Below are 26,167 nucleotides of genomic sequence, written 5' to 3'. Positions count from 1 at the left end.
GTCTCTCAGCCTCAGATGTCCAGGAAGCGCACGTCGCGCGCATTCTTCTGGATGAAGGATCGGCGGGCCTCGACGTCCTCGCCCATGAGGGTCGAGAAGATCGCGTCGGCCACGGCGGCGTCGTCGAGCGTCACCTGCTTGAGCGTGCGCGTCTCCGGGTCCATCGTCGTCTCCCACAGCTCGCTGTAGTTCATCTCGCCGAGGCCCTTGTAGCGCTGCACGCCGTTGTCCTTCGGCATGCGCTTGCCGCTCGCCTGCCCGTCGGCGATCATCGCGTCGCGCTCCCGGTCGCTGTACGCGTACTCGTGGTCGGCGTTCGTCCACTTGATCTTGTAGAGCGGCGGGGCTGCGAGGTACACGTAGCCCATGTCGATGAGCGGCCGCATGTAGCGGAACAGCAGCGTGAGCAGCAGCGTCGTGATGTGCTGCCCGTCGACGTCGGCATCCGCCATGAGCACGATCTTGTGGTACCTCGCCCTTGCCGGGTCGAAGTCCTCGCCGAGGCCCGCGCCGAACGCGGTGATCATCGACTGGATCTCGGCGTTGCCGAGCGCCCGGTCGAGGCGGGCCTTCTCGACGTTGAGCACCTTCCCGCGCAGCGGCAGGATCGCCTGCGTGTAGGGGTTGCGGCCCTGCACGGCCGAGCCGCCTGCGGAGTTGCCCTCGACGAGGAAGATCTCCGAGATCGCCGGGTCCTTCGACTGGCAGTCCTTGAGCTTGCCGGGCATGCCGCCCGACTCGAGCAGCCCCTTGCGACGGGTCTGCTCGCGCGCCTTCCGCGCGGCGATGCGGGCGGTCGCGGCGCCGATCGCCTTGCGCACGATCTCCTTCGCCATCGCCGGATTCGACTCGAACCAGTGGCCGAGCTCCTCGCCGGTGACGCGCTGCACGAACGACTTCGCCTCGGTGTTGCCGAGCTTCGTCTTCGTCTGGCCCTCGAACTGCGGCTCGCCGAGCTTGACGGAGACGATGGCCGTGAGCCCCTCGCGCACGTCGTCGCCGGAGAGGTTCTCGTCCTTCTCCTTGAGCAGGTTCGACTGGCGCGCGTACTTGTTCACGAGCGTGGTGAGCGCCGCGCGGAAGCCCTCCTCGTGCGTGCCGCCCTCGTGCGTGTTGATCGTGTTCGCGTAGGTGTAGACGCCCTCCTGGTAGGAGGTCGTCCACTGCATCGCGATCTCGACCGAGATGCGCCGCTCGGTGTCCTCCGACTCGAAGTCGATGATCTCGGGGTGCACCGCCTCGGCCTTCTTCGACTCGTTGAGGTAGGCGACGTAGTCCTTGAGGCCCTGCTCGTAGAGGTACTCGTCGGAGCGCTGGCGCGGCTCGGTGCCCTCCTCGCCGGCGTCGGGCTCGATGAGCGCCTCGGGGCGTCGGTCCTCGATCGCGATGCGCAGCCCCTTGTTGAGGAACGCCATCTGCTGGAAGCGCTTCGCGAGCGTCTCGTAGTCGAACTCGACCGTCTCGAAGATGTCGGGGCTCGGCCAGAAGGTCAGCGTCGTGCCCGTCTCGTCGGTCGCCTCACCCGAGACGAGCGGCCCCTCGGGCTCGCCGACGCGGAACGACTGCCGGTGCACTCGACCCTGGCGCTTGATCTCGACCTCGAGGCGCGACGAGAGCGCGTTCACGACCGACGAGCCGACGCCGTGCAGGCCGCCCGAGACCGCGTAGCCCCCGCCGCCGAACTTGCCGCCCGCGTGGAGCACGGTGAGCACGACCTCGACGGTCGACTTCGAGGGGTCGGAGGAGTGGGGATCGACGGGGATGCCGCGGCCGTTGTCGGTGACGCGCACGCCGCCGTCGGGCAGGATCACGACGTCGATGCTGTCGCAGTAGCCGGCGAGCGCCTCGTCGACCGCGTTGTCGACGATCTCGTAGACGAGGTGGTGGAGGCCGCGCGGGCCCGTCGAGCCGATGTACATGCCCGGGCGCTTGCGCACCGCCTCGAGGCCCTCGAGGATCTGGATCTGATCGGCGCCGTAGTCGCCCTGGGTGGGAGGCTGCGACGGCTTCGCCGTCTGGTCGTCGGGCTGCGTCTCGTTCTCGTTCGCCATGCTTCTCCCGGTCCGTCTCGCGCGACCGCCATGCGGCGGCGCAACCCTCCGATTCTACCCCGGATGCGCGAGGAAGGCTCGTCAACGCGCGCCTCTCGTGGACGATCGCGGTGCGCCGCGAGAGAACAGTCCCCCGAAAGCGGGTTCTGCGGCCCTGGACGCTCGGAGCGGGCTTCCAGGGCCGGTCGCGAGCGGGGGTGGACACCCGCCTGCAAAGGGGGAGCGGCCCGGGACCTGTCGGTCCCGGGCCGCCGAAGGGCATCCGCCGTGGAGCCTCAGCCCATGGGGATGAGGAGCCAGAGCGCCGCGGTGAGGAGGAAGCCGAGCACGCCGAGGACGGTCGTCAGCACGGTCCACGTGCGCAGCCCGTCCTTCACCGAGAGGCCGAGGTAGCGCGTGACGATCCAGAAGCCGGAGTCGTTCACGTGGCTGAGCCCGAGCGCGCCGTAGCCGATCGCGACCGCGAAGAGCGCGAGGTGGATCGGGTCGAGCCCGAGCCCCGCCACCGCCGGGATGAGGAGGCCAGAGGCGGTCGTGATCGCGACAGTCGCAGAGCCCTGCGCGGCGCGCATGATGAGCGAGATGAGGAAGCCGAGCAGGAGCACCGGCATGCCGGAAGCCGCCATGACATCGGCGACCGCGCCGCCGATGCCGGTCTCGGTGAGGATGCGGCCGAAGGCGCCGCCCGCACCGGTGACGAGGATGATGACCGCGGCTGCGGGAAGCGCGGACTCCATGACCTCGCCGAGGTGGCTCGCCGACCAGCCGCGGCGCACGCCGAGCGCGATCATCGCGACGCCGATCGCGACCATGAGGGCGAAGATCGGCTGGCCGATCATCGAGAGGAAGCCGTGCCAGAAGCTGCCGACCTCCATCGCGGGCGCGATCGTCGTGCCCACCATGATGAGCGCGAGCGGCAGGATGATGATCGCGAGGATCGTCCAGGCGCTCGGCGCCTTCTCCCCCTCGGCGAGCGAGCTGCCGCCGCCGACGGTGTCGGCCTCGGTGCCGAAGGAGTCGAACATCGCCTTCGTCGCCGCGAGCATCGCGAACTCGCGCCGGTTCATGCGCTTCGCGACGACGTAGGAGGCGAAGGCGAGCGGGATGGAGATGCCGAGCGAGAGGATCGTCACCCAGCCGATGTCGGCGCCGAGGATCGTGGCGCCGCCGACGATGCCGGGGTGCGGGGGCACCGCGACGTGCACGGCGAGCATGATGCCCGCGATCGGCAGGCCGAACTTCATCGGGCTGAGCCCCGCCGCCTTCGAGAAGGCGTAGATGATCGGGATGAGGATGATGAAGCCCGCGTCGAAGAAGACCGGGATCGCGAGGACGCCTGCCGCCGCGGTGAGCGCCACGGCCACTCGCTTGGGGCCGAGCCAGCCCGTGAACTTCCCGGCGAGCGACTCGGCGCCGCCGGAGATCTCGATGATCTTGCCGAGCATCGAGCCGAGCGCGACGAGCACGGCGACCGAGCCGAGCGTGCCGCCGACGCCCGCGATGATCGCCTGGATGACGCCGAGCCGCTCGGGAGCGTCGTCGGTCGCGGGGATCGTCGTGAGCGGCAGCCCCGCGACGATGCCCACGACGATCGAGGTGAGCAGCAGCGCGTAGAACGCCTGCACCTTGAAGCGGATGATGAGCAGCAGCAGGAGCCCGATGCCGCCGAGGCCGATGGCGATCAGCACGCCGAGGGGGTACTCCATCAGCTCGCCTCCCCGCGCAGCGTCGGGGCGACGACGCGGATGACCGCGGAGTCGTCGAGGTGGCCGAGGCCCTGCGCCTCGCCGAGCAGGAAGAGCTGCTCGGCGGCGGCGGCGACGGGGGCCGCGAGGTGGTGCGCTCGCGCTGCGGCGCCGACGATGCCGAGGTCCTTCACGAAGATGTCGAGCCGGCTGAGCACCTCGGCGCCGTCCTCGTCGTAGGCCTGCAGCGCGCGGGGGCCGCGGTTGCCGAGCATGAAGGAGCTCGCGGCGCCGGCGGAGAGCGCCTCGAGGGTGCGCTCGCGGTCGAGCCCGAGCGCGTCGGCGAGGGCGAGCGCCTCGGCGGCGGCGGCGATGTGCACGCCGCACAGCAGCTGGTTGACCGTCTTGAGCGCCTGCCCGTCGCCGGGCTTGTCGCCGACGATCGAGAGGGTCGACGCGAGCTGCTCGAGCACGGGCCGCGCGGTCTCGAGCGCGGCGGGCTCGGCGCCGACGACGATGAGGAGGTCGCCCTCGCCCGCCCGCACGGGGCCGCCCGAGAGCGGCGCGTCGACGAGGTGGGCGCCGGAGGCGGCGAGCCGATCGGCGATGTCGGCGATGCCGTCGGTGCCGACCGTGCTCGTGAGGATGACGACGGCGCCGTCGGCGAGGTGCTCGGCGAGCCCCGTCTCACCGAAGAGCAGCTCGCGCAGCTGCTCGCCGGTGCGCACGGCGACGAGCACGGCGTCGGCACCCGCGACGGCGGCGGCGGCCGAGGCAGCGGGCACGACGCCCTGCTGCTCGGCGAGGTGCAGGCGCTCGGCCGCGATGTCGAATCCGCGGACGTCGAAGCGCGCGGCGAGCCGCGTCGCCATGGGGAGTCCCATGGCGCCGAGCCCGATGACGGCGACGGTGCTGGTCATGGCTGTTCCTATCTGTGCGGGTGGATGCGTGATGCCGGCCGGCTCGGGCCGGCGCAGCCTCGGGTCAATCGGCGAGCGTGCGCACGACGCGCGCGAGGGAGTCGGTGTCGCCGACGTTGCCGGCGAAGACGACGAAGGGGATTCCCTCGGCGGGCCCGGACTGCGGCTGCCAGAGCGAGACGATGCCCGGGAGCATCGGGCCGACGACGCGCGCGCGGCGGATGCGCAGCGCCTCTGTCGCGACGTCGCTCGAGGTGATGCCGCCCTTCGCGATCACGAAGCGAGGCGGAGCGAGCTCGAGCACGCGCGCGACGAGCTCGACGAGCCCGGCGGAGACGCGCCGCGCGATCTCGAGGCTCTCCGCCCCGTCGCGGCCGGTGACGAGCTCGCGGCTCGTGTGGACGATGACGGTGCCCGACGCGATCGCGCGAGCCACCGCATCCGCCTGCTCCGTCAGATGCGCCTCGCGCCGGTCGTCGATGAGCGCGCGCACGTCGAGCTCGACGGTCGCGGTGCCGGGGCGGTCGGCGCGGAGGGAATCGAGCTGTGCGGTCGTGAGCGGCACGTGGCTGCCGACGACGACGAGGCCGCCGCGCTCGTGCCGGACGGTGATCTCGTCGGCGCCGACCGGCACGGCGATCTCCTGCCCGATGTGGGCTCGCACGTAGGGCGGCCCGATGCGCAGGAGCACGTCGATGCCCTCGCGGTCGAGCGCGTGGAGCGCGAGTGCGACCTGGCGCATGTCGTGCTCGTCGACCACGTCGACGGCGACGACCGTGCCGGGGGCGAGCTCGCGCAGGAACGAGGTGACCGCATCCGTGCCGGCGCGGATCACGTCGATCGTGAGGGCGGCGACCTCGTCGCGCGCGACGCGGCCGCCGGTCTTCTCCGCGACCCAGTCGCGCAGGTCGGAGGACCGGAAGCCGAAGGTCGCGTCTCGCGCGAACGCCGTCTCGCCGACGGGCGTCGCCTCGCCGTCGACGACCCAGTAGTGCACCGAGTCGACCGTGAGCCGACCCGCGTCGGGGAAGGCGGGGATGAGCATCGTGAGCCGCGGGGCCTGGCCGCGCGCCGCGATCGCATCGCGCAGCACATCGGTCTCGAGCGGGAAGTGACCGCGCAGCGTCGAGTCGCCGCGGCTGACGAACGAGACGCGCTTCCCGGCGCGCGCGGCGGCGGCGAGGGCGACCTCGACGACCTCGAGGTTGCGAGCGGCGGCCTGCTGCTCGTCGAGCGAGCGCGAGTTCGTGAGCACGTAGACGGCGGCGGCGTCCTGGGCGAGCGCCCAGTCGAGATCCTCTGGCTCCCAGTGCGTGAGCACCGGGAGGTCGACGACGGACTGCGTGCCGGTCGGGTCGTCGTCGAGCACGATGAGGACGAGATCGCGGCTGCGAGCGGCGGCGACCTCGGCCGCCGAGATGTCGAGCGGGGCGGGCAGGGCTGCCAGCAGGCCGTCGAGGTGCACGAGAACTCCCTTGTCCGCGGGATCCGCGCAGGCGGCGCGCGAATCTGATGTCAGATATCTTCGATCACGCACGTCGGGCTGTCAAGCCCATCTCGCGGGATCAGTCGCGCACGAGCGCCACGAGATCGTCGCGCGTCTGCCGCATGTGGCTCGCCATCGCGTCGCGCGCGGCGATCGGCACCCCCGAGCGGATCGCATCGAGCACCGCCTGGTGCTGCTCGATGGCGCGGGCCCGGATCTCGGCGACCGCGCTCGTCTCGCCCGCGTCTCGGCGAGCATCGACGTGAGCGGCCGCAGCGCCGCGACCAGGATGCGGTTGTCGGCAGCGCGGATGACGACGTCGTGGAACTCGAGGTCGGCCTGCACGAACGCGTCGACGTCCGCCTCGTCGTGGTGGTGCCGCATGCGAGCCAGCGAGTCCTCGAGCGCCGAGAGGTGCTCGTCGGAGCGCCGCTCGGCCGCGAGCTCGGCCGCGCCGGTCTCGATCATCATGCGCACCTCGAGCAGCTCGAGCGACGACTGCCTGCGCTGGCCCGCGCTCCGAGCGTGCCGCACCACGGCATCCATGCCCGTCCACTCCGACACCGGCGCGATGAGGTGACGGCTGCCGGGCACCTGCACGATGACGCCCTGCGCCTGGAGCAAGCGCACCGCCTCGCGCATCGTCAGGCGCGAGATGCCGAACTCGACGGCGAGCTGTCCCTCGGGCGGCAGCTGCTCGCCGGCGGTCACTCGGCCTTCGATGATGGCGTCGAGCAGCCGCTCGACCGCGTCGTGCGTGCGCGATGGCCTGGGCATGGCTCCTCCTCGAGACCTGGGTATCTGACACCCTAGCCGCGCTTCCGGCGCCCCTCGTCCAACCCCCGTCGCTCAGCCCCAGGTGTCGCGCGGCCCGCGTCCCGGCACCGAGCGGCGCCCGCGGTTGAAGCTCGGCAGGTCGGGGCCGATGAAGCGCACCGACTCGAGCCCGCAGTCGGGGAAGCGAGCGATGATGCGCGTCGTGGTCTCCGCGCGCAGGATGCGCATCTGCTGCGTCCACGCGGTCGACGCGCACCGCACCGTCAGCACCCCGTCCTCGAACGCGATGGGCTCGGTGCGATCGGCGTTCTCGGCGCCGACGAGCTCCGGCCAGTGCGCCATGACGTCGGCGCGCGCGAGCGTCGTCGTCCAGCCGCGGTCCTCGGCGAAGCTGCCGAGGACATCGCCGAGGGCGCGCGGATCGCGGCCCTTCCCGAACGGCACGGATGCGTCGGGGTCGCGACGGGAGCGTCGGCGTCCGTCGCGCGTGACCTTCTCCGGGTCGCCGAACTTGGCCTTGAGTCGCAGCCACACCCGTTCGGGCTCCGTCACGGCGAGCTCACGCATCCAGCACCTCCCCGCGATCGATGCGGATGCGGTGGTGGCGGAGCGCGTCGGGCACGTCCTCCTCGACCGCGGCCGTGATGAGCACTTGCTCGAACCGGCCCGCGGCCTCGGCGAGCCGCTGCCGACGACCGGCATCGAGCTCGGCGAACACGTCGTCGAGGATCATGACGGGGTCGCCGCCCGAGCCGTCGCGCAGCAGCTCGGCGGAGCCGAGCCGGAGCGCGAGCGCGAAGGACCACGACTCGCCGTGGCTCGCGTAGTGCCGCGCGAGCAGGTCGTTGAGCTGCAGCTCGAGGTCGTCGCGGTGGGGCCCGACAAGGCTCACGCCGCGATCGAGCTCGTCCCGGCGCCGCTCGGCGAGGATCGCGTGGAACGCCTCGGCCGAGTCGGGCACGTTCGTCGTGAGCTCGATGCGGGCCTCGTGCTCGTCGCCCGCGACGAGCCGGTAGGCGGCGTCGACGTGCGGCGCGAGGTCGGCGACGAGGGCGCGCCTCGCGCGCATCACCTCGAGCCCGAGCTCGACGAGCCGGCCGTCCCACACCTCGAGCGTCGTGAGGTCGTCGGGTCGCAAGCGCGCCGCGCGAGCGCTCTTGAGCAGCGAGTTGCGCTGCTTGAGCACGCGGTCGAGATCGCTGTGCACGCCCGCGAGGCGAGGCGCGCGCATGACCGAGAGCTCGTCGAGGAACCGGCGCCGGCCACCGGGGTCGGCGCGCACGAGCTGCAGGTCCTCGGGGCTGAACAGCACCGCCTGCAGGTAGCGCGGCAGGTCGCGGATGCGCACGGGCTGCCCGTTGGCCTGCGCGCGGTTGGCACCGCGCGCGTTGAGCTCGACGTCGAGCTGGAAGCTGCGCGCGTCGTTCGTGACCGTGCAGCGCACGATCGCCCGCTCCTCCCCCGCGCGGATGAGCGCGAAGTCGTTCGGCACCCGGTGACTCGAGCCGGTCGCGATCCAGACGAGCGACTCGACCATGTTGGTCTTGCCCTGGCCGTTGCGGCCGACGAGCAGGTTCGCGCCGTCGACGAGCTCGACGTCCGCTGCGCGGTAGTTGCGGAAGTCGGTGAGGGCGAGTCGGCTGACCCGCACCTAGGCCTTCTTGATGGAGTGGCCGCCGAACTGGTTGCGGAGCGCGGCGACGGCCTTCATCGCGGGGCTGTCGTCCTGGCGCGACTCGAAGCGGGCGAAGAGCGACGCCGAGATCGCCGGCATCGGCACCGCGTTCGCGATCGCCTCCTCGACCGTCCAGCGGCCCTCCCCCGAGTCATCGACGTAGCCCTCGATCTCCGAGAGATCGGCGTCCTCGTCGAGCGCGCGCACCATGAGGTCGAGCAGCCACGAGCGCACGACGGTGCCGCGCTGCCACGCGCGGAAGCTGCCGGCGACATCGTGCACGCGCTCGGCGCGCTCGAGCAGCTCGAAGCCCTCGGCGTAGGCCTGCATCAAGCCATACTCGATGCCGTTGTGCACCATCTTCACGTAGTGGCCGGCGCCGATCGGGCCCGCGTGCACGAAGCCCTCCTCGCGCGGACCCTCGGGCCGCAGCGCGTCGAACACCGGCATGAGCTCCTCGACGTCCGCGCGCTCGCCGCCGACCATGAGGCCGTAGCCGTTCTCGAGCCCCCAGATGCCGCCGGATACGCCGACGTCGACGAAGCGGATGCCGCGCTCGGCGAGCATCGCGGCATGCCGGTCGTCCTCGGTGAAGCGCGTGTTGCCGCCGTCGATGACGAGGTCCCCCTCGGAGAGCTTCGCCGCGAGCTCGGTGATCACCGCATCCGTGATCGCGCCCGCCGGCACCATCACCCAGACGACGCGCGGCGTCGGGAGCGTCTCGATGAGCGCGTCGACGCTCGCGACGTCGGTCACCTCGGGATTGTGGTCGTAGCCGGTGACCTCCACGCCCGCATCGCGCAGGCGCGCGCGCATGTTGCCGCCCATCCGTCCGAGTCCGATGAGTCCGATGTGCGTCATGGTGGCTCCTCGTCTCGGGGGTCGGGCTCTGATCAGCGCAGCAGCAGGTTGGGCTGCAGCAGGTACTTGAAGTCGCTCGCCTCGGCGTCGTCGCGCGACGTCTGGCCGCGGATGAGCATGGGGCCCGGCTTGTTCGTGTTCTCGGAGTGCGTGAACGAGACGCGCACGAACTCGGAGTGCGTGGCCTGGATGCCGTCGATCAGCAGCTGCGGCTTGATCGACAGCACGATGTCGTCGCCCTCGAGCACGGCGTCGATCGTCTCGGAGGCCTGCGCCTGCTCGGAGCCGATCGCCTCGAGCTGCACCTGGCCCTCGCTGAAGGTGTAGCGGATGGCCGCCTCGGCATCGAGCACGAGCTGCACGCGACGCGTCGCGTCGACGAGCTCCGCGGTGTTCACGACCGCGTGGTGGTCGACCTGCTCGGGGAACAGCCGACGCACGGGCGGGTAGTTGCCCTTGATGAGCAGGCTCGTGACGGTGCGGTCGGCGGTCGAGAAGGCGATCTGCTGCCGCTCCCCCGCCTCGCTCATGGTGATCTCGATGCGATCGGCGCCGCCGAACGTGCGACCCACCTCCACGAGCGTGCGCGCCGGCACGAGCGAGGTGAGCGCCTCGGTCACGTCGCCGGCGTCCCACGGGATGCTGCGCACCGAGACGCGGTAGCGGTCGGTCGCGATGAGCGTCAGGATGTGGTCGCTCGCCTCGAGCTGCACGCCGGTGATGACGGGCGTGACGTCCTCGCGCGACGCGGAGATCGCGACCTGGCCGATGGCCTCCGAGAACGCCTTCCCCTCGACGACGCCGGTGCGTCCCTCGACGGTCGGCACCGTCGGGTACTCCTCGAGCGGCATCTTCGCGAGCGAGAACTGCGCGTTGCCGCAGCGGACGAGCACCTTCGTGCCGTCGTCCTCGACCCGCACCTCGCGCTGCGGCAGCTTCGCCGCGATGTCGCTCAGCAGCCGGCCCGAGACGAGCACGACGCCCTCGCCCTCGACATCGGCCTTGACGGCGGTGCGCGCCGACGACTCGAAGTCGAACGAGGAGAAGATCACGCCATCCGCGGTCGACTCGATGCGCACGCCGCTCAGGATCGGCATCGTCGGCCGCTGCGGCAGCAGCTTCACGGCGAACGAGACGGCATCACTGAAGACATCGCGATTGATGACGAACTTCACCGGGCGTCCTCCTTCTTGGGTGAGCTGCGGCGCTGGGGCACGGCGTCAGCCGCCCGTGCTGGTGCACAGCGCTGTCGATTCTGGCACAGCCGCGACGCGGCCGAGCCGTGGCGTCCCTGGGCCGCCGACCCGTCATGGTTGGCGACGAGCTGCATCTTCTCTCCAGGAATCTCTGTCATTCATAACCGCTGTGCAAGCTGGGGACAGATCGTGTGGTTCGCGCTCCCCGCTTGGGAACTACAGCAGTGCAAGATGTTGAGCCGCTGTTGACGTCCGTCCACACGTCGTGGAGAGCGGCGGATGCCTCCCGCGGCCGCGTCCACAGCTCCCCGAGCCGTTGTCCACAGGCACGCCCGGGCCCTCCACATCCGAGTCACATGAAGTACGCGTTGAGACTTCCTCGTGCTATGGGCGTGCGCGACCGCTTGCTCGGGCGCAGAGTTCCGGCACTCTGCGATTCCTGGGCGCGCTGAGGGCAGAGTTCCGGCACTCTGCGGATGCGACGGGCGGATGGATGCGCGTGCGAGGCCAGGAATGGGCCCGTCTACGCGCCGGCGCGCTGCCTGATGCGCGAGGTGAGCTCGGTGACCTGCGTGTAGACCGAGCGGCGCTCCTGCATGAGCTTCTCGATCTTCTTGTTCGCGTACATCACGGTGGTGTGATCGCGGTTGCCGAACAGCTGCCCGATCTTCGGCAGCGACATGCTGGTCATCTCGCGGCACAGGTACATGGCGATCTGCCGCGCGAGCGCGATGGTCTGCGAGCGCGATGACCCGTGCAGGTCCTCGACCGTGAGCCGGAAGTACGCGGCGGTGTGGCTGATGATGTCGCTCGGCGACACCACCGCCTCCTCGTCGAAGCTGAACAGGTCCTTGAGCACCGTCTGCGCGAGCTCCATCGTGACCGGCAGCCGGTTGAGGCTCGCGAACGCGGTGACGCGGATGAGCGTGCCCTCGAGCTCGCGGATGTTCGACTGCACCTTGTCGGCGATGACCGAGAGCACCTCTGGCGGGATCTGGATGCGCTCGGCCTCCGCCTTCTTGCGGAGGATCGCGATGCGCGTCTCCACGTCGGGCACGGTCACGTCGGTGATGAGTCCCCACTCGAAGCGGCTCACCATCCGCTCCTCGAAGCCCTGGAGGTGCTTCGGGGCGACGTCCGAGGTGATCACGACCTGCTTGTTGTGGTCGTGCAGCGTGTTGAAGGTGTGGAAGAACGCCTCCTGCGTCGACTCCTTGCCCTTCAGGAACTGGATGTCATCGATGAGCAGCACGTCGACGTCGCGGTAGCGCTGCTGGAACGACTGGTTCAGGTTGTTCGCGATCGAGTTGATGAAGTCGTTCGTGAACTCCTCGCTCGACACGTACCGGACCCGGATGCCCGGGTACATGCCCTCGGCGTAGTGGCCGATCGCATGCAGCAGGTGCGTCTTGCCGAGGCCGGAGTCGCCGTAGATGAAGAGCGGGTTGTACGCCTTGGCCGGCGTCTCGGCGACCGCGAGGGCGGCCGCGTGCGCGAAGCGGTTCGAGCCGCCGATGACGAAGTTGTCGAAGGTGTACTTCGGGTTGAGCCGCGAGTCGACTCGCCGGGACGGGACGTCGGCGGGATCCCGCTCATAGCTCTGGACGGGCGTCACGACCGGCTCTGCGGCCGGGTCGTCGACGACGTCAGGGAGCGGCTCCTCGTCGTCGAGCTGCGGGTTCACGACGATCTTGAACGACGCGATGTCCACAGCGTTGTCCACAAGGCCCTCGACGATCGGCACGCGCAGCCGCTGCTCGAGCATGTCGCGCGTGAGGTCGTTCGGCACCTCGAGGTAGAGCACGCCGCCGAGCACGCCCTGCGGCTCGACGAGGTCCAGGAATCCGCGCAACGACGGGGGAATCCGAGGGTCGCCCGCGAGGGTCGCCAGGACCGCGGACCAGAGCTGTCCGGTTCGAGCGTCCGGGGCCATCGGTATGCGGTTCCTCTGCGGTGCGGGGTGGTGGGGGATGCGTCTCCACACCATTATCCACAGGTGCTGTGCATGAAGGGTCCGCTCGCTGCGGTGCTCCCCGGGCACCTGCCGCGGCGCGGATTCCAAGAGTCTGCACGCATAGCGCACCTCGTGCAAGTCTCGCCGTCTTGGCTGCGGCGTGGCGTCGAGGCGGAGCGGTGCTCGTTGACCGCTGGCGGTCTCTCGCGTATGGTTGTCAGGTTGCCGCATCCGTCGTGCGGCGCGTCGTCGAGCCTGGCAGCTCGGCCACCTCGAACTTGCGGCGCGATCGCGCCGGACCACGGGAGATTCACCATGAGCAAGCGCACGTTCCAGCCGAACAACCGCCGCCGCGCCAAGAAGCACGGCTTCCGCCTCCGCATGCGCACTCGCGCCGGCCGCGCCATCCTCGCCGCGCGTCGTCGCAAGGGCCGCACCGAGCTCTCGGCGTAGACCGCCCGAGGTGCTCGCGAAGGCGAACCGGATCGTGCGCGGCGACGACTTCCGTCGCATCGTTCGCACCGGTCGCCGTGCGGGCGGACCTGTTGCGGTGGTGCACCGCGCGAGACCCGAAGCGGCTGTCGCCCGCTTCGGGTTCATCGTGTCGAAGCAGGTCGGCAACGCTGTGGTGCGCAATCGCGTGAAGCGGCGCCTGAGCGAGATCGTGCGTGCCGAGCTCGACGCGATCGAGCCGGCCGACATCGTCATCCGCGCTCTGCCCGCGGCAGGCAGGGCCGACTTCGCTACACTGAGGGCCGGCATCGCGCCGCTGCTGGAGCGACGGTCATGAGTCAGAGCCTCAAGAGGCTGGGACTGCTCCCCCGCAACATCTGCGTCGCGATCCTCGTCGCCTACCGCGCGGTGATCTCACCGCTCTATGGCGACGTGTGCCGCTACTACCCCAGCTGCTCGGCCTACACCCTGCAGGCCATCCAGCAGCACGGGGTCGTGCGCGGCATCTGGTTGGGCGCGAGGCGCATCCTCCGCTGCCACCCGTGGGCGGCCGGTGGGGTCGACGACATCCCAGAGCCGCGCGAGCGGCTCGCAACGAACAGAGCGGGGTTCGTCCTCGCTCACAAGGAGCAGTGACAGCTTGGACATCTTCGCCCTGCTGATGTGGCCCATCAAGTGGGTCATCGAGGCGATCCTCGTCGGATTCCACACCGTCGTCACCGCGCTCGGCGGTGATCCGGGCTCCGGCCTGACCTGGGTGCTGTCGATCGTCGGCCTCGTGCTCGTGATCCGCAGCGCGATGATCCCGCTCACGGTCCGGCAGATCGTCTCCTCTCGGAAGTCGCTCGAGATCCAGCCAGAGATCCAGCGCATCCAGAAGAAGTACCGCGGCAAGAAGGATCAGTTCTCGCGCGAGGCGATGCAGCGCGAGACGATGGAGGCCTACCGCAAGGCCGGCACGAACCCCTTCGCCTCGTGCCTCCCGCTGCTCATCCAGATGCCGATCTTCCTCGGCCTCGTGCAGGTGCTCACCGACGCCAACAACAAGAAGCCCGGCGTCGGCCTCCTGACCCAGCCCCTCGCGGAGCTCTTCAGCGAGTCGACGCTGTTCGGCGTCGTGCCGCTGCACATGACGATGGCGGCCGGCTTCGAGACCGGCAGCGTGCCCGTGATCGTGACCGCGATCGTGCTCACGCTCATCATGTGCGCGACGCAGTTCTACACGCAGCTGCAGATCATGACGAAGAACCAGACACCGGCGATGAAGGAGTCGCCGATGTACAAGCAGCAGCGCATCCTGCTCTACATCATCCCGGTGTTCCTGCTGATCTCGGCCTGGCTGTTCCCGCTCGGCACGATGTTCTACTGGCTCGTCTCCAACATCTACACGCTCGTCCAGCAGCTCATCATCATCAGCAAGCTGCCGACGCCGGGGTCGGAGGCCGCGCTCGCCCGCGAGGCGCGCATGGCGCGGAAGCGCCAGCGCATGGGGCTGCCTCCCGTCGACCAGGAGGAGGCCGAGACGGCCGCCGAGATCGAGCTCCGCACGCAGCGGCAGCAGCCGCGCGGCAAGAAGCCGAAGTCCAAGCGAGAGGGCAGCTGATGACGGAAGAGCAGTCGACCACCGGCGTCGACGAGACCATCGACGAGGGCGAGATCGCCGCCGACTACATCGAGGGCCTGCTCGACATCGCCGACTTCGACGGCGACATCGAGATCGAGCAGACGGATGCGCGCACCACCATCAAGGTGGGCGAGGCGGGCGACGACCTCGGCGGCCTCGCGGAGCCCACGGTCGTGGCTGCGCTGCAGGACCTCACGCGCCTCGCGGTGCAGCAGCAGTCGGGCGAGTTCTCGCGGCTCGTGCTCGACGTCGCGGGCTCGCGCGACGCTCGGGCCCTGGCCTTGCAATCGGTCGTCGACGAGGCCGCCGCCGCGCTCGCGGCTGGTGCACCCCGCGTCGCGCTCGAGCCCATGTCCTCGTACGAACGCAAGCTCGTGCACGACCTCGTGCGCGAGCACGGCCTCGAGAGCGAGTCCGAGGGCGAGGGCGCCGAGCGGCACATCGTCATCATCCCCGCTTGACGCCGTGACCGACTCCACTCCCCCGGTGCTCGAGACGGAGCCGGCGGCCGCAGCCGCGCTGTTCGGCGACCGGCTCGAGCTGGCGCGCTCCTATGTCGCGTCGCTCGCAGCTCGGGGCGAAGAGCTGGGCCTCATCGGGCCCCGGGAGCTGCCGCAGCTGTGGAGTCGACACATCCTCAACTCTGCACTTGTCGCTCCCCTGCTCCGCGGCCGTGTCGGTGATGTCGGATCGGGAGCCGGCCTGCCCGGGCTCGTGCTCGCGATCGCTCGCCCCGACGTGGAGATGACGCTCATCGAGCCGATGGAGCGACGGACGGATTGGCTGCGCTCCGAGGTCGAGCGGATGAGCCTCGAGAACGTGCGCGTCCTCCGTGCGCGCGCTGAGGACGTCCCGGTTAGCGGCGAGCTGAAGCCGCTCGACCAGGTGACCGCTCGCGCCGTGTCCGCATTGCGCACGCTGATCCCCCTCACCGCGCCGCTCGTCCGCAGCGGCGGCGAGCTGCTGCTGCTGAAGGGGGCTCGAGTGACGGAGGAGCTCGCCGCTGCGCAGAAGGTGGTCCGCAAGCATCGCCTGCAGGACATCGCTGTGCTCGAGCTCGGTGCTGAGCACGGACTCGAGACGACCCGCGTGCTGCGGGCAGTCGTCGACCCCTGACGCGCGGCGGCTGCTCGGCTGCGCGCGTGAAGCGCGCGACGAGGGTAGCGCTAGGCGCAGGCGTCAGCGCGTCCTCCCCCGCGCAGCTGCCTGAGCGCGCCTGGCTACGGTGCGCGGGTGGACGGGCGTCGATCTCCTCTCACCGAACGGCTTCCCCTGCATCGGGTCGAACCCCGCTGTATCCCGCGCCGCCTCGATACAAACCATGTTTCACGTGAAACGCGACGTCCAAGGTATCGGATGACGCGCAGGGCGGTCTGTCGCGCTGCCAGTTCGCGACCCCTCGCATGCGATGAGCGTCTTCATCAAGCTGGGACACGCGATGAGTGCGACGCGGCAGGGCTAGTGGGCCGGTGTGCAAGAGGCGTCAATCATCGGCCTCGGGGCGCGGCGTCGAGACGCGGCCCACGGCGGGAGTCTGCGCGTTACCGGGATGAGCGGTGAGTTGGAGCACCGGCTTGCCTGCGTGCGGCGCGCGGGCGCGGATCAGTGAGGCTGACGCGGGCAGAGCGGTCGGAAGCGCTCGGCCCGGGCGCCGCGTTTCACGTGAAACGCAACGCGCGCACAGTGCTCTTCGACGCTGAGCCACGAGCTTCTCCGGAACACAGCGTGAGCGACAGCGCCTTGGTCATGCATGGCGCAGCCGGCGCCACCACCACCATGGGCGTCCGCTCCGCGATCATGCCGATTGGAAACTCGTCGAACAATGTCCGATCATCCGTGGCGCTGGGTCTCACGGGAGGAGCGCGGTGACGAGGGATGGACGAGCGGACGATCTGGGCGTCGAACCGACCGGTTTCACGTGAAACGCGCCGCGGTGAATGAACGCGCCTCCACCTGCCTCCAAGCCGCGTCGATGTTTCACGTGCAACATTCGCGACTCGCCGGGCCTGGTCGGGCCGGCGCACGGTCCTGGAGTGACCCACGTGTCTTGCAGAGGTTGTGGAGAAATGTGGACAACGGAAGATGAACGTCGTTCGCTTTCCTGGGAGCGAACCCGCTCGACGGCCAGCATTCCGCGCTATAACTGGGATGTCGGCGGCTTCTCCGTACTGGTTCCACCATCGGTGTCGGTTCGGCTGAAGCTCCGGCTGCTGGCGCACCCTGTGGAGAACTGTGGAGAACAGGCCCGCAACGTTGCACCGATCGAATCTGTCCTGACTTTGCGATCCGGTGCCATCGGGGCCAGACTGGAGGCTTGCACCACAGCGCGCGGATCCCGCAAGCGGTGATGTTCCACGTGAAACATCGACAGGAAAGGCACGCGTGACCACGGGAAAGTTCGACACGACGCCGATCGCACGCGAGCTGGCGGCGATGGCCCGCAGGCGTCAAGCGCTCTCCTCGGTCGAGCTGCCGCTGCCGGCTCGCACGCGCATCTTCACCGTGGTCAACCAGAAGGGCGGCGTCGGCAAGACCACGACGGCTGTCAACCTGGCTGCCGCACTCGCGATCGCCGGGGCTCGAGTGCTCGTGATCGACCTCGATCCCCAGGGCAACGCATCCACTGCGCTCGGCATCGACCACCACGCAGATGTCACGAGCACGTACGACGTGCTCATCGACGGCGAGCCGCTCGAGACCGCCGTCGCGACGAGCCCGCAGAGCGATCGGCTGCTCGTCGTGCCGTCGACGATCCACCTCGCCGGAGCCGATCTCGAGCTCGCCGGCATGGAGCGACGCGAGCACCGCCTGCGCGAGGCGCTCGACGCCTACCTGACCGACGCCGGGCAGCCTCCGCACTACGTGTTCATCGACTGCCCGCCATCGCTCGGGCTGCTGACGATCAACGCCTTCACCGCCGCGACCGAGGTGCTCCTGCCCATCCAGTGCGAGTACTACGCACTCGAGGGCGTTTCGCAGCTGCTCGACACGATCGGCCGCATCCAGGCGCACCTCAACCCGAAGCTCGAGCTCTCGACCGTGCTCCTCACGATGTTCGACGGCCGCACGCTGCTCTCGCGCCAGGTCGTCGACGAGGTGCGCGCGCACTTCGGGGAGCAGACGCTCGAGGCCGTCATCCCGCGCTCGGTGCGCGTCTCGGAGGCACCGGGCTACGGCCAGACCGTCATCGCCTACGACCCCAACTCTCCGGGCGCGCTCTCGTATCGCGAGGCCGCGGCCGAGATCGCACGCAGAGGAGCCGCATGAGCAAGAAGGCAGGACTCGGGCGAGGCATCGGCGCGCTCATCCCGACGGGCCCCGCGCCCGCGGAGCGGGCGACGGCGGAGGAGGCCGAGGCGTCGCCGATCCGCACCGCGCCCGCGCAGCATCGCACCCGACGCCCCGCGAAGCCGGGCAGCCGGCCGGTCGACGTGTTCTTCTCGGGTGAGGAGGACGAGGACGTCGAGCTGCGGCAGATCCCGGGCGCGAGCCTCGCCGCGATCGCGCCGACCGACATCCGGCCGAACGCGAACCAGCCGCGGACTGTCTTCGACGAGGACGACCTCGCCGAGCTCGAGCACTCGATCCGCGAGTTCGGCGTGCTCCAGCCGATCGTCGTGCGTCCCGTCGCGGCGGGGGACGACGGCACCCACTACGAGCTCATCATGGGGGAGCGGCGCTGGCGCGCGAGCCAGCGAGCGGGGCTCGAGGCGATCCCGGCGGTCGTCAAGGAGACCCCGGACGACGCGATGCTGCGCGACGCGCTGCTCGAGAACCTGCACCGCGCGCAGCTCAACCCGCTCGAGGAGGCCTCGGCCTATCAGCAGCTGATGGAGGACTTCGCCATCACGCAGGAGGAGCTCTCGAAGCGCATCGGCCGCAGCCGGCCGCAGATCTCCAACACCATCCGTCTCCTGAAGCTGCCGCAGTCGATCCAGAGCCGGGTCGCGAGCGGGGTGCTCTCCGCCGGGCACGCCCGGGCGATCCTCTCGCTGCCGACGCCGGAGGCGATGGACCAGCTCGCGGCGAAGATTGTCAATGAGGATCTCTCAGTTCGTGCCGCGGAAGCCGCCGCCGGCCTCGTGCAGACCCGCAGCCCGCGTCGCACCCCGACCAAGGGCGCCGTGCAGCACGGCCTCGACGAGATCGCCCGTCGCCTCGAGGATCGCCTCGACACGCGTGTACGGATCGCGCTGGGCCGCTCGAAGGGGCAGCTGACGATCGACTTCGCGACGGTCGCCGACCTGGGGCGCATCCTCGCGGAGCTGGGGGAGCAGGGCTTCGACGGACCCACGCCGACCGCGTGACGCGACGGATGACGAAGCCCCGTGGAACGCATCCACGGGGCTTCGTCATCGCATCGATCAGAGGAACGCCGCGAGCTCCTGCTCGATCGCCGGCTTCGGCCGGGCGCCGATGAGCTCCTTGACGACCTCGCCGCCCTGGAAGAGCTTCATGGCGGGGATCGACGTGATGTTGTAGCGCATGGCCAGGTCGGGCTCCTGGTCGACGTTCACCTTGACGACGTCGAGCTTGTCGGTCTCGCCGTCGATCTGCTCCAGGATGGGGCTGACCGCGCGGCACGGACCGCACCAGGCGGCCCAGAAGTCGACGAGGACGGGCTTGTCGGCGTTGAGCACATCCTGCTCGAACGATGCGGTGGTGACTTCCTTCACAGTGCGGCCTCCTCAGGGCTCGTGGCGAATGCCGGCACGGCGTGCGCGGCCAGGTAGTGCTGCGCGTCGAGCGCGGCGACGGTGCCCGACGCGGCGGCCGTGACCGCCTGTCGGTAGGTCGGGTCGGTGACATCGCCCGCGGCGAAGACGCCCGGCACCGACGTGCGCGACGAGCGGCCCTCGACGGCGATCGTGCCCTCATCGGTGAGGTCGAGCTTGCCGTGCACGAGGTGCGTGCGGGGGTCGGAGCCGATCGCGACGAAGACGCCGTCGATGGGCATGCTCCACGTGCGGCCAGAGACCGTGTCGCGGAGGATCACGCCGCTGACCTGCTCGGTGCCGTTGGACTCGGTGCCGGTGATCTCGTCGATCGTGGCGTTGGTCAGGAACTCGATCTTCTCATCGGCGCGGGCGCGGTCGAGCATGACCTGGCTCGCGCGGAAGGTCTCGGAGCGGTGCACGATCGTGACCTTGTCGGCGAACTTCGTCAGGAAGGTCGCCTCCTCCATGGCCGAGTCGCCGCCGCCGACGACGATGAGCTGCTTCTGCTTGAAGAAGAAGCCGTCGCACGTCGCGCACCACGAGACGCCGTGGCCCGAGAGGCGCTCCTCGCCGGCGATGCCGAGCTTGCGGTAGGCGGAGCCCGTCGCGTAGATGACCGTGCGCGCCTCGAGCACCTCATCGCCCACGTGCACGCGCTTCACCTCGCCGTCGAGCTCGAGCTCTGTCGCATCCTGCATGCGCACGTCGGCGCCGAAGCGCTCGGCCTGCTGCTGCATCGCGAACATGAGCTCGGGGCCCTGCACGCCGTTCGGGAAGCCGGGGAAGTTCTCGACCTCGGTCGTCGTCATGAGGTCGCCGCCCAGCTCGACGCTCGACGCGAGCACGATCGGCTGCAGGTTGGCCCGCGCCGCGTAGATCGCGGCGGTGAATCCTGCCGGGCCGGAGCCGATGATGATGACGTCGTGCACTGCGTCTCCTGAGGTCGATGGGGGATGCGTGGGGAACAACCGATTCTAGGTGGCGGGCATTCCCGGGCGATCGGGCTCGCCCACGACCGTCAGCAGGTCGCCGGTCGCGGCATCGACGACGATGAGGCCCGCGGTCGGCCACTCGGGCGTGCGACGCACGACGGGGCTCGCGACGCGGGAGCGCGAGCGGCGGTCCCACGAGTCGACGAGCCGACCGGAGTCGGCGTCGATGATGAGCACGGCCGGATGCGCGTGCGCGAGCGACGAGGAGGCATCCGACGACCACCATCCCTCGACCGCGAGCGGCGTCGACGGCGGTTCGAGCTCGCGCTGCTGCTTGCGCTCGCGCGAGAGCGATGCCCCGACGATCGCGCCAGCGGCCGCGAGCGCGCCCGCGACGATGGGCGCGGCCAGGCGGATGAACGATCGAGCCATGGCGTCCCCTTCCGCGCGGTGCGCTCGCACCGCCGTTCGAGCCGATGCTAGAGGGCGCGCATCTGCGCGAGCACTGGGTTGGTCGAGCCGCGGATCAGGCCTCGGCGGCGTCGGACTGGCCGCGGCCGCGGCGGAACCGCGCGAGCACGAGGTCGACGGTCGTGCGGAAGTCGGGGTTGCGCGTGAGGTACAGCAGGGCGAAGTAGACGGCGCCCATCACCGCGCCGGCGATGACGCAGGTGATCGCCGCGCTCGCGACCGTCGCGGTGCCGAAGCCGTCGGCGCGGTAGCCGCCGAGCGCGAACGTGACGGCGACGCCGGCCGCCGCGGCGACGAGCGAGTACGCGAGGTACTGCACGTGGCGCAGGCCGATGAGCTTGAAGCCGAACTGGCCGATGCGGCGCCGCACGAGCACGAGCCAGACGGCGCACGAGATGAGGTTCGCGATCGAGACCGACAGGGCGGTGCCGGCGATGACCCACTCCGCCGGCAGCGTCGATGCCCACCACAGCAGTGCGAAGGTGATGAACATGCCGACGCACGAGTAGAGGAAGGCGGTCCGGGTGTCGCCGAGCGCGAAGAACACGCGCTGCAGCACGAACTCCGCGCTGAACGCGACGAGGCAGACGAGGAACGCCCAGATGGTGAACGCCATCGCGAGGGTCGGATCGAACCCGCCCTCGAGCATCCGCGAGAACGGCACGGCGATGACGGCGAGCACGAACGCCGAGATGGTGGTGAGCATGCCGACCGAGCGGAGCGCGCTCGAGACGTCGAGGCGGATGCCGGAGAGGTCGTCGCGCGCTGCGTGGTGCGACATGCGGGTGAAGAAGGCGATCGCGATCGAGACCGCGATGATCGAGTGCGGGAGCGAGAAGACGTACCAGGAGTTCTGCATCGTCGCGATGTTCGCGCCCTCGCCGAGCGAGGCGACGCGCGACTGCACGATGCCCTTCACCTGGCCGATGATGACGATGCCGAACAGCCACAGCGCGGCCTTGCCCGTCGCGCCGAGGCCGACGCCGCGCCAGCCGAAGTCGAGCCGGAACCTGAGCCCTGTCTTGCGGAAGAAGAGCACGAGCACGAGCGCCTGCACCGCGACGCCGCCGGTCGTCACGAGCCCGAGCATCGTGATGCGGTCGGCGTCCCACACGTCGACGAACTTGTTCACCCGGTCGGTGCCGAACAGCAGGATGAAGGCGCCGAGGCCCGCGATCGAGACGATGTTGTTGACGACCGGCGCCCACGTGTAGGGGCCGAACTGGCTGCGCGCGTTGTAGATCTCGCCGAGCAGCGTGTAGATCGCGTAGAAGAGGATCTGCGGCATGCACCAGTAGGCGAGCGCGACCGCGAGCGCCATCTGCTCGTCGGAGAAGCCGCGACCGTCGTCGCCGGCCGAGATGGCGTAGATGTCGACGAGCAGGGGAGCGGCGATCGTCGCGACGATCGTGAGCACGAGGAAGACGGTGCCGCCGAGCGTGAGGATCTTCGAGACGTAGGACTCACCGTTGTCGGCGCCCTTCGATGCCTTGACGATCTGCGGCACGAGCACGGCGCTCATGACGCCGCCCGCGACGAGCGCGTAGACGTTGTTCGGCAGCTGGTTGGCCATGCCGAACGCCTCGGCCGCCTTCGAGGTCGACTGCCCGATCGCGACGGCGAGGAGCACCATCTTCACGAAGCCCAGCACCCGCGAGACCATCGTGCCCGCTGCGATGATCGCGCTGGCCTTGCCTGTGCTCACCCGGTCTCCTCCGCCGTGACGCTGGATCCTGGGGCGTCGAGGTCGCCGCGCGCCTGGCCCCTGCGCCGCTTGCGCACCGACCGCCAGATGCCGAACACCAGCAGCAGCGCGATGGCGCTGCCGAGCACCCAGGCTACGGCCGTCTCGATCGTGGGCTGCGCGGTGACACGCAGCGTCTGCACCTGCCCGAGCGCGACGCCGTCGGGTGTGTGGAGCTGGGCGATGACGAGCACCGTGCCGGTGCCGACGATCTCGACGGGCACCTGCACGCGCTGCTGGCTGCCCGGCGCGAGGGTGACCGACGTCGACGGCTGCGAGACGTTCACGAGCGCGTTCGAGGCGCGGAGCGAGAGCACGACCTCGGCCGGCACCTCGAGCCGGTTGACGATCGTCACCGGCATGGGCACGCTCTCGCCGACCGCGTGGATCTCGCTCCCGCCGACGATCTCGACCGCGGTGCGCAGGTCGGCGAGCTCGCCCCCCAGCCCCTCGATCGCCTCGCGGTCTGCGTCGGTGATGGGCAGGCCCGCGTCGGGCAGGGCGGTGAGGAGCGACAGCCGCAGCGATGCGAGCAGGGTCGAGGGGTCGCTGACGATGCCGGCGATGCGCGCGGCGTCCGCCTCCTGCGCGAGCGCCGCCTGCACGAGCTCGGCGCCCTCCGTGCTGGCCGGGGCCTCCGGTTCGGCGAGCCGCGCGTCCCTCGGCTCGAGCTCGAGCGCCTCGTCGACGCCGACCGTCTCGACGAACCCCGCCTCGGCGAGGTCGCCGAGCAGCTCGACGGTCGATCCCTGCGTCGTCGCAGGCAGGGCCGCCGCGAGCGTGCGCGGGTCGCTCGGCCGTTCGCGCGTGATCGTCGCGAGCAGCGCCATCGCCTCGGCGCGAGCGTGCGCGGCCGCGAGCGGGTCGACCGAGGCCGCCGTCGTGACGAGCTGCTGCAGCTCGCCGTCGGCGGCGAGCACGTCGACCTCGTCGACCGTGGCGTGGGCGGAGGGCGTGCGGCCGCCGATCTCCTCGTCGAGGCTCGAGGTCGTCACGACGACCGTGCCGATCGCGGCGAGGGCCGCGAGCTCCTCCTCGTCGAGCACGACCGCCGTCGCGTCGATCACGGGCTCGCGCGTGCCGACCTCGCCGGCGGAGGCCGGCAGCGGGGGCCCGTCCTCGCGCGGGATGCCGAGCGGCTCGATGGGGTAGTGGCCGGCCCGCACGAGCGCGATCGGATCGGCGTTCGAGTATAGGAGGGGAAAGGCGCCCGGCGCGTCGGCGCGGTCGAGCCAGTCGATCGCGGACTCGGGTGCCTCATCGCCGAGCGCGGCGGCGGAGGCGCCGATCGCCGGGTCGACGCCGATCGTCGCGCCGGCGCCGAGCGCCGCGTCGAGCGCCGCGCGCGCGTCGCCGTCCACGCCCGTCGCCGCCTCGAGCTGCTCGGCGTCGAGCAGCCCCTCCGCACCGGTGGGTGCGTCGATCGGCGCGGCGAGCGCGAGCCGCGTCGGGCTCGCTTCGCCCGGCTCGTCGAGCACGACGACGCTCGTCGCGCCCGTCAGGCTCGGCGCGGTCGCGGCCAGCCCGTACGCGCCCCACGGCGCGCCCTCGAGACCCAGCGCATCCGCGTCGATCGAGACGGTGACGGAGTGCTCGTCGAGCGCGGCGACGGCGGGCAGCTCGACCGTCGCGACGACGCGGTTCGCTGCGATCGCCTCGCCAGCGAACCACCGCGAGAGGGAGTAGCGCGTCGCGATCGGCGAGGCGGTGAGCAGCACGTCGACGCTCGTCGCCGGCGCGATCGCGCTCGAGCGGTTGTCGAGCGCGACCTCGAGCTCGAGCCCCTCGCCGGCGCTCAGCAGCGGGTCGACGGGCGCGAGCTCGAGCGTCGGCGCCTCCGCGGCCGGCGTCGTGGCGGGCAGCGTGGCGACGGCCTCCGGCGCCCCGGCGACGGGAGCCGCGAGGAGCGCCGTCGCGACAGCCGCGACGGCGCACGCTGACGCGCTCCGCCGCGTCAGGCGACCTGCCGACAGCATGCGCCCAAGTGTAGGCAACGCACTCATGGGCCCTGACTGCGGCAGAATGGGCGCTCGTGACCGACATGGGGGAGGCGACCGCGCGACTGCACGCGCTCGTGGGATCGACGCCGACGAGCGATCTCGCGGCGGCCTTCGCCGCCGCCGGCCACGAGCTGGCCCTGGTCGGCGGACCGGTGCGCGACGCCTTCCTCGACCGCCCGGTCACCGACCTCGACTACACGACGAGCGCGGGACCCGACGAGATCCTGCGGCTCGTCGCGCCGCTCGCCGACGCGACGTGGGACGTCGGCCGCGAGTTCGGCACGATCGCCGCCCGCATCCGCGGCGCCGATGTCGAGATCACGACCTACCGCGCCGACCAGTACGACGGCGTCTCGCGGAAGCCGGCGGTGCGCTTCGGCGAGTCGCTCGAGGACGACCTCGTGCGGCGCGACTTCACCGTCAACGCGATGGCGCTGCGCGTCACGCCCGCGCGGGGCGAGACGGGTGGGGCGGATGCGGTGCCCCAGCTCGTCGACGTCGGCGGCGGGCTCGAGCACCTGCTCGCGCAAGTCATCGACACTCCGCAGGCGCCGGAGCGCTCCTTCGACGACGACCCGCTGCGCATGATGCGGGCGGCGCGGTTCTCGGCCCAGCTCGGCTTCGAGGTCGCGCCGCGCGTGCGGGCCGCGATGGCGGAGCTCGCCGACCGCATCCTCGACATCTCCGCCGAGCGGGTGCGCGACGAGCTCTCGAAGCTGCTCCTGACGAGCCGGCCGGTGCCGGGCATCCGCCTGCTCACCGACACGGGCATCCTCGACCGCGTGCTGCCCGAGGTGCCCGCGCTGCGGCTCGAGGCCGACGAGCACGCGCACCACAAGGACGTCTACGAGCACTCGCTCACGGTGCTGCAGCAGGGCATCGACCTCGAGGCGACGCGGAACCCGGATGCCGCGCCCGACCTCGTCTCGCGGCTCGCGGGCCTGCTCCACGACATCGGCAAGCCGGCGACCCGCCGCATCGAGGGCCGCACCGTGACGTTCCACCAGCACGACCTCGTCGGCGCGCGGCTGGCGAAGCAGCGGCTCAAGGCGCTGCGGTTCGACAACGACACGGTGAAGGCGGTCGCGCGGCTCGTCGAGCTGCACTTGCGCTTCTACGGCTACGGCGACCAGGCGTGGAGCGACTCGGCGGTGCGTCGCTACGTGCGCGATGCGGGCCCGCTGCTCGAGCGGCTCCACATCCTCACCCGCTCCGACGTCACGACCCGCAACCGGCGGAAGGCCGAGCGGCTCGACTTCGCCTACGACGACCTCGAGCGGCGCATCGCCGAGCTCGCCGAGCAGGAGGAGCTCGAGGCCGTCCGCCCGGATCTCGACGGCAACCGCATCCAGGAGGTGCTCGGCATCCCGCCCGGCCGCGAGGTGGGAGAGGCGTACCGGATGCTGCTCGAGCAGCGCCTCGAGCACGGCCCGCTCGGCGAGGAGCGCGCCGAGCAGGTGCTGCGCGACTGGTGGGCGGCGCGCGACGCCTGATCGTCGTCCGGGTCTCGCCGATCCGCCATTGATGCATGCGCGGGCCCTGCGGTACAGTTGACAGGTTGTGCGGGCGCTGCTCGTCCTCGAGCACGAGGCCCGCGCACCATGCATACCCTCCTGCTGC

Annotated in this window: 24 protein-coding genes; 9 read left to right on the top strand and 15 right to left on the bottom strand. The window is 70.6% G+C overall.

Annotated features, from left to right (window positions below):
* Nucleotides 1-11: 11 nt before the first annotated feature.
* The 10 genes from gyrB to dnaA all read right to left on the bottom strand — a co-directional run bounded on the left by gyrB (nucleotide 12) and on the right by dnaA (nucleotide 12,584).
* A complete protein-coding gene (gene gyrB, locus JSQ78_RS09040) occupies nucleotides 12-2,051 on the bottom strand; it encodes a DNA topoisomerase (ATP-hydrolyzing) subunit B (protein ID WP_211447111.1) in 2,040 nt (679 codons plus the stop codon).
* A gap of 275 nt (nucleotides 2,052-2,326) precedes the next feature.
* Entirely contained in the window at nucleotides 2,327-3,757 is a 1,431-nt protein-coding gene (locus JSQ78_RS09035) for a GntP family transporter (RefSeq protein ID WP_211447109.1), read from the bottom strand.
* Nucleotides 3,757-4,656, bottom strand: a complete 900-nt coding sequence (locus tag JSQ78_RS09030; RefSeq protein ID WP_211447108.1) for an NAD(P)-dependent oxidoreductase — start codon at nucleotides 4,654-4,656, stop codon at nucleotides 3,757-3,759. The genes JSQ78_RS09035 and JSQ78_RS09030 overlap by 1 nt, the downstream gene beginning before the upstream one ends.
* Nucleotides 4,657-4,720: 64 nt before the next feature.
* Nucleotides 4,721-6,121: a four-carbon acid sugar kinase family protein gene (locus tag JSQ78_RS09025; RefSeq protein ID WP_211447106.1), complete on the bottom strand. Its 1,401-nt coding sequence runs from the start codon at nucleotides 6,119-6,121 to the stop codon at nucleotides 4,721-4,723.
* Nucleotides 6,122-6,202: 81 nt separating this feature from the next.
* Nucleotides 6,203-6,919, bottom strand: coding sequence for a FadR/GntR family transcriptional regulator (locus tag JSQ78_RS09020; protein WP_211447105.1), 717 nt, complete (start codon nucleotides 6,917-6,919; stop codon nucleotides 6,203-6,205).
* Between the two features lie 72 nt (nucleotides 6,920-6,991).
* Nucleotides 6,992-7,486, bottom strand: a complete 495-nt coding sequence (locus JSQ78_RS09015; RefSeq protein WP_211447104.1) for a DciA family protein — start codon at nucleotides 7,484-7,486, stop codon at nucleotides 6,992-6,994.
* Nucleotides 7,479-8,570: a DNA replication/repair protein RecF gene (gene recF / locus JSQ78_RS09010; RefSeq protein ID WP_211447103.1), complete on the bottom strand. Its 1,092-nt coding sequence runs from the start codon at nucleotides 8,568-8,570 to the stop codon at nucleotides 7,479-7,481. Before recF ends, JSQ78_RS09015 begins: the two co-directional genes overlap by 8 nt.
* Entirely contained in the window at nucleotides 8,571-9,455 is an 885-nt protein-coding gene (gene gnd / locus JSQ78_RS09005) for a phosphogluconate dehydrogenase (NAD(+)-dependent, decarboxylating) (protein WP_211447102.1), read from the bottom strand.
* Nucleotides 9,456-9,487: 32 nt separating this feature from the next.
* Nucleotides 9,488-10,630: a DNA polymerase III subunit beta gene (gene dnaN, locus JSQ78_RS09000; RefSeq protein ID WP_211447101.1), complete on the bottom strand. Its 1,143-nt coding sequence runs from the start codon at nucleotides 10,628-10,630 to the stop codon at nucleotides 9,488-9,490.
* A gap of 544 nt (nucleotides 10,631-11,174) precedes the next feature.
* Nucleotides 11,175-12,584, bottom strand: a complete 1,410-nt coding sequence (gene dnaA / locus JSQ78_RS08995; protein ID WP_211447100.1) for a chromosomal replication initiator protein DnaA — start codon at nucleotides 12,582-12,584, stop codon at nucleotides 11,175-11,177.
* 336 nt (nucleotides 12,585-12,920) lie between these two features.
* Here dnaA and rpmH point away from each other — a divergent pair, with 336 nt between their 5' ends.
* The 8 genes from rpmH (at nucleotide 12,921) to JSQ78_RS08955 (ending at nucleotide 18,989) form a co-directional block, all read left to right on the top strand.
* Nucleotides 12,921-13,058: a 50S ribosomal protein L34 gene (rpmH, locus tag JSQ78_RS08990; protein ID WP_021010601.1), complete on the top strand. Its 138-nt coding sequence runs from the start codon at nucleotides 12,921-12,923 to the stop codon at nucleotides 13,056-13,058.
* A 10-nt stretch (nucleotides 13,059-13,068) separates the two neighbouring features.
* On the top strand, nucleotides 13,069-13,395 hold the full coding sequence (gene rnpA / locus JSQ78_RS08985) for a ribonuclease P protein component (protein WP_211447099.1): 327 nt from the start codon (nucleotides 13,069-13,071) through the stop codon (nucleotides 13,393-13,395).
* Nucleotides 13,392-13,694: a membrane protein insertion efficiency factor YidD gene (gene yidD / locus JSQ78_RS08980; RefSeq protein WP_211447097.1), complete on the top strand. Its 303-nt coding sequence runs from the start codon at nucleotides 13,392-13,394 to the stop codon at nucleotides 13,692-13,694. The genes rnpA and yidD overlap by 4 nt, the downstream gene beginning before the upstream one ends.
* A gap of 4 nt (nucleotides 13,695-13,698) precedes the next feature.
* On the top strand, nucleotides 13,699-14,661 hold the full coding sequence (yidC, locus tag JSQ78_RS08975) for a membrane protein insertase YidC (RefSeq protein ID WP_211447095.1): 963 nt from the start codon (nucleotides 13,699-13,701) through the stop codon (nucleotides 14,659-14,661).
* The gene (locus JSQ78_RS08970) at nucleotides 14,661-15,143 is read left to right on the top strand and encodes a Jag family protein (protein ID WP_211447093.1); all 483 of its coding nucleotides are present in this window, start codon (nucleotides 14,661-14,663) and stop codon (nucleotides 15,141-15,143) included. The genes yidC and JSQ78_RS08970 overlap by 1 nt, the downstream gene beginning before the upstream one ends.
* A gap of 4 nt (nucleotides 15,144-15,147) precedes the next feature.
* Nucleotides 15,148-15,798 (top strand): 16S rRNA (guanine(527)-N(7))-methyltransferase RsmG, encoded by a 651-nt coding sequence (rsmG, locus tag JSQ78_RS08965; protein ID WP_211447092.1) that lies wholly within the window; start codon nucleotides 15,148-15,150, stop codon nucleotides 15,796-15,798.
* 1,317 nt (nucleotides 15,799-17,115) lie between these two features.
* Complete coding sequence (locus JSQ78_RS08960) at nucleotides 17,116-17,949, top strand: ParA family protein (protein ID WP_211450579.1); 834 nt, start codon at nucleotides 17,116-17,118, stop codon at nucleotides 17,947-17,949.
* Complete coding sequence (locus JSQ78_RS08955; RefSeq protein WP_211447091.1) at nucleotides 17,946-18,989, top strand: ParB/RepB/Spo0J family partition protein; 1,044 nt, start codon at nucleotides 17,946-17,948, stop codon at nucleotides 18,987-18,989. The genes JSQ78_RS08960 and JSQ78_RS08955 overlap by 4 nt, the downstream gene beginning before the upstream one ends.
* Nucleotides 18,990-19,046: 57 nt before the next feature.
* Here the strand turns inward: JSQ78_RS08955 and trxA are convergent, their stop codons facing one another.
* The 5 genes from trxA to JSQ78_RS08930 form a co-directional block, all read right to left on the bottom strand.
* Nucleotides 19,047-19,358 (bottom strand): thioredoxin, encoded by a 312-nt coding sequence (gene trxA / locus JSQ78_RS08950; RefSeq protein ID WP_021010593.1) that lies wholly within the window; start codon nucleotides 19,356-19,358, stop codon nucleotides 19,047-19,049.
* Nucleotides 19,355-20,329, bottom strand: a complete 975-nt coding sequence (gene trxB / locus JSQ78_RS08945; protein ID WP_211447090.1) for a thioredoxin-disulfide reductase — start codon at nucleotides 20,327-20,329, stop codon at nucleotides 19,355-19,357. Before trxB ends, trxA begins: the two co-directional genes overlap by 4 nt.
* A gap of 45 nt (nucleotides 20,330-20,374) precedes the next feature.
* The gene (locus JSQ78_RS08940; protein WP_211447089.1) at nucleotides 20,375-20,764 is read right to left on the bottom strand and encodes a hypothetical protein; all 390 of its coding nucleotides are present in this window, start codon (nucleotides 20,762-20,764) and stop codon (nucleotides 20,375-20,377) included.
* A 94-nt stretch (nucleotides 20,765-20,858) separates the two neighbouring features.
* Nucleotides 20,859-22,508, bottom strand: a complete 1,650-nt coding sequence (gene murJ, locus JSQ78_RS08935) for a murein biosynthesis integral membrane protein MurJ (protein WP_211447088.1) — start codon at nucleotides 22,506-22,508, stop codon at nucleotides 20,859-20,861.
* Complete coding sequence (locus JSQ78_RS08930; protein ID WP_211447087.1) at nucleotides 22,505-24,523, bottom strand: DUF6049 family protein; 2,019 nt, start codon at nucleotides 24,521-24,523, stop codon at nucleotides 22,505-22,507. The genes murJ and JSQ78_RS08930 overlap by 4 nt, the downstream gene beginning before the upstream one ends.
* A gap of 56 nt (nucleotides 24,524-24,579) precedes the next feature.
* Between JSQ78_RS08930 and JSQ78_RS08925 the strand changes: the two genes are divergently transcribed.
* Nucleotides 24,580-26,040, top strand: a complete 1,461-nt coding sequence (locus JSQ78_RS08925) for a CCA tRNA nucleotidyltransferase (RefSeq protein WP_502756123.1) — start codon at nucleotides 24,580-24,582, stop codon at nucleotides 26,038-26,040.
* Nucleotides 26,041-26,167 lie beyond the last annotated feature (127 nt).

The sequence above is a fragment of the Agrococcus sp. Marseille-Q4369 genome (genome assembly GCF_018308945.1).
In the GTDB taxonomy this organism is placed as follows: Bacteria; Actinomycetota; Actinomycetes; order Actinomycetales; family Microbacteriaceae; genus Agrococcus.
Note: the sequence above shows the minus strand (reverse complement) of the source record. Positions and strands in the feature narration are given on the sequence as shown.

What these genes read in the sequence shown, in the direction of transcription:
- gyrB (WP_211447111.1), bottom strand. Translation starts at nt 2,051, where the DNA reads ATGGCGAACGAGAACGAGACGCAGCCCGACGACCAGACGGCGAAGCCG.
- JSQ78_RS09035 (WP_211447109.1), bottom strand. Translation starts at nt 3,757, where the DNA reads ATGGAGTACCCCCTCGGCGTGCTGATCGCCATCGGCCTCGGCGGCATC.
- JSQ78_RS09030 (WP_211447108.1), bottom strand. Translation starts at nt 4,656, where the DNA reads ATGACCAGCACCGTCGCCGTCATCGGGCTCGGCGCCATGGGACTCCCC.
- JSQ78_RS09020 (WP_211447105.1), bottom strand. Translation starts at nt 6,919, where the DNA reads ATGCCCAGGCCATCGCGCACGCACGACGCGGTCGAGCGGCTGCTCGAC.
- JSQ78_RS09015 (WP_211447104.1), bottom strand. Translation starts at nt 7,486, where the DNA reads ATGCGTGAGCTCGCCGTGACGGAGCCCGAACGGGTGTGGCTGCGACTC.
- gnd (WP_211447102.1), bottom strand. Translation starts at nt 9,455, where the DNA reads ATGACGCACATCGGACTCATCGGACTCGGACGGATGGGCGGCAACATG.
- dnaA (WP_211447100.1), bottom strand. Translation starts at nt 12,584, where the DNA reads ATGGCCCCGGACGCTCGAACCGGACAGCTCTGGTCCGCGGTCCTGGCG.
- rpmH (WP_021010601.1), top strand. Translation starts at nt 12,921, where the DNA reads ATGAGCAAGCGCACGTTCCAGCCGAACAACCGCCGCCGCGCCAAGAAG.
- yidD (WP_211447097.1), top strand. Translation starts at nt 13,392, where the DNA reads ATGAGTCAGAGCCTCAAGAGGCTGGGACTGCTCCCCCGCAACATCTGC.
- JSQ78_RS08970 (WP_211447093.1), top strand. Translation starts at nt 14,661, where the DNA reads ATGACGGAAGAGCAGTCGACCACCGGCGTCGACGAGACCATCGACGAG.
- JSQ78_RS08960 (WP_211450579.1), top strand. Translation starts at nt 17,116, where the DNA reads ATGGCCCGCAGGCGTCAAGCGCTCTCCTCGGTCGAGCTGCCGCTGCCG.
- JSQ78_RS08955 (WP_211447091.1), top strand. Translation starts at nt 17,946, where the DNA reads ATGAGCAAGAAGGCAGGACTCGGGCGAGGCATCGGCGCGCTCATCCCG.
- JSQ78_RS08940 (WP_211447089.1), bottom strand. Translation starts at nt 20,764, where the DNA reads ATGGCTCGATCGTTCATCCGCCTGGCCGCGCCCATCGTCGCGGGCGCG.
- JSQ78_RS08930 (WP_211447087.1), bottom strand. Translation starts at nt 24,523, where the DNA reads ATGCTGTCGGCAGGTCGCCTGACGCGGCGGAGCGCGTCAGCGTGCGCC.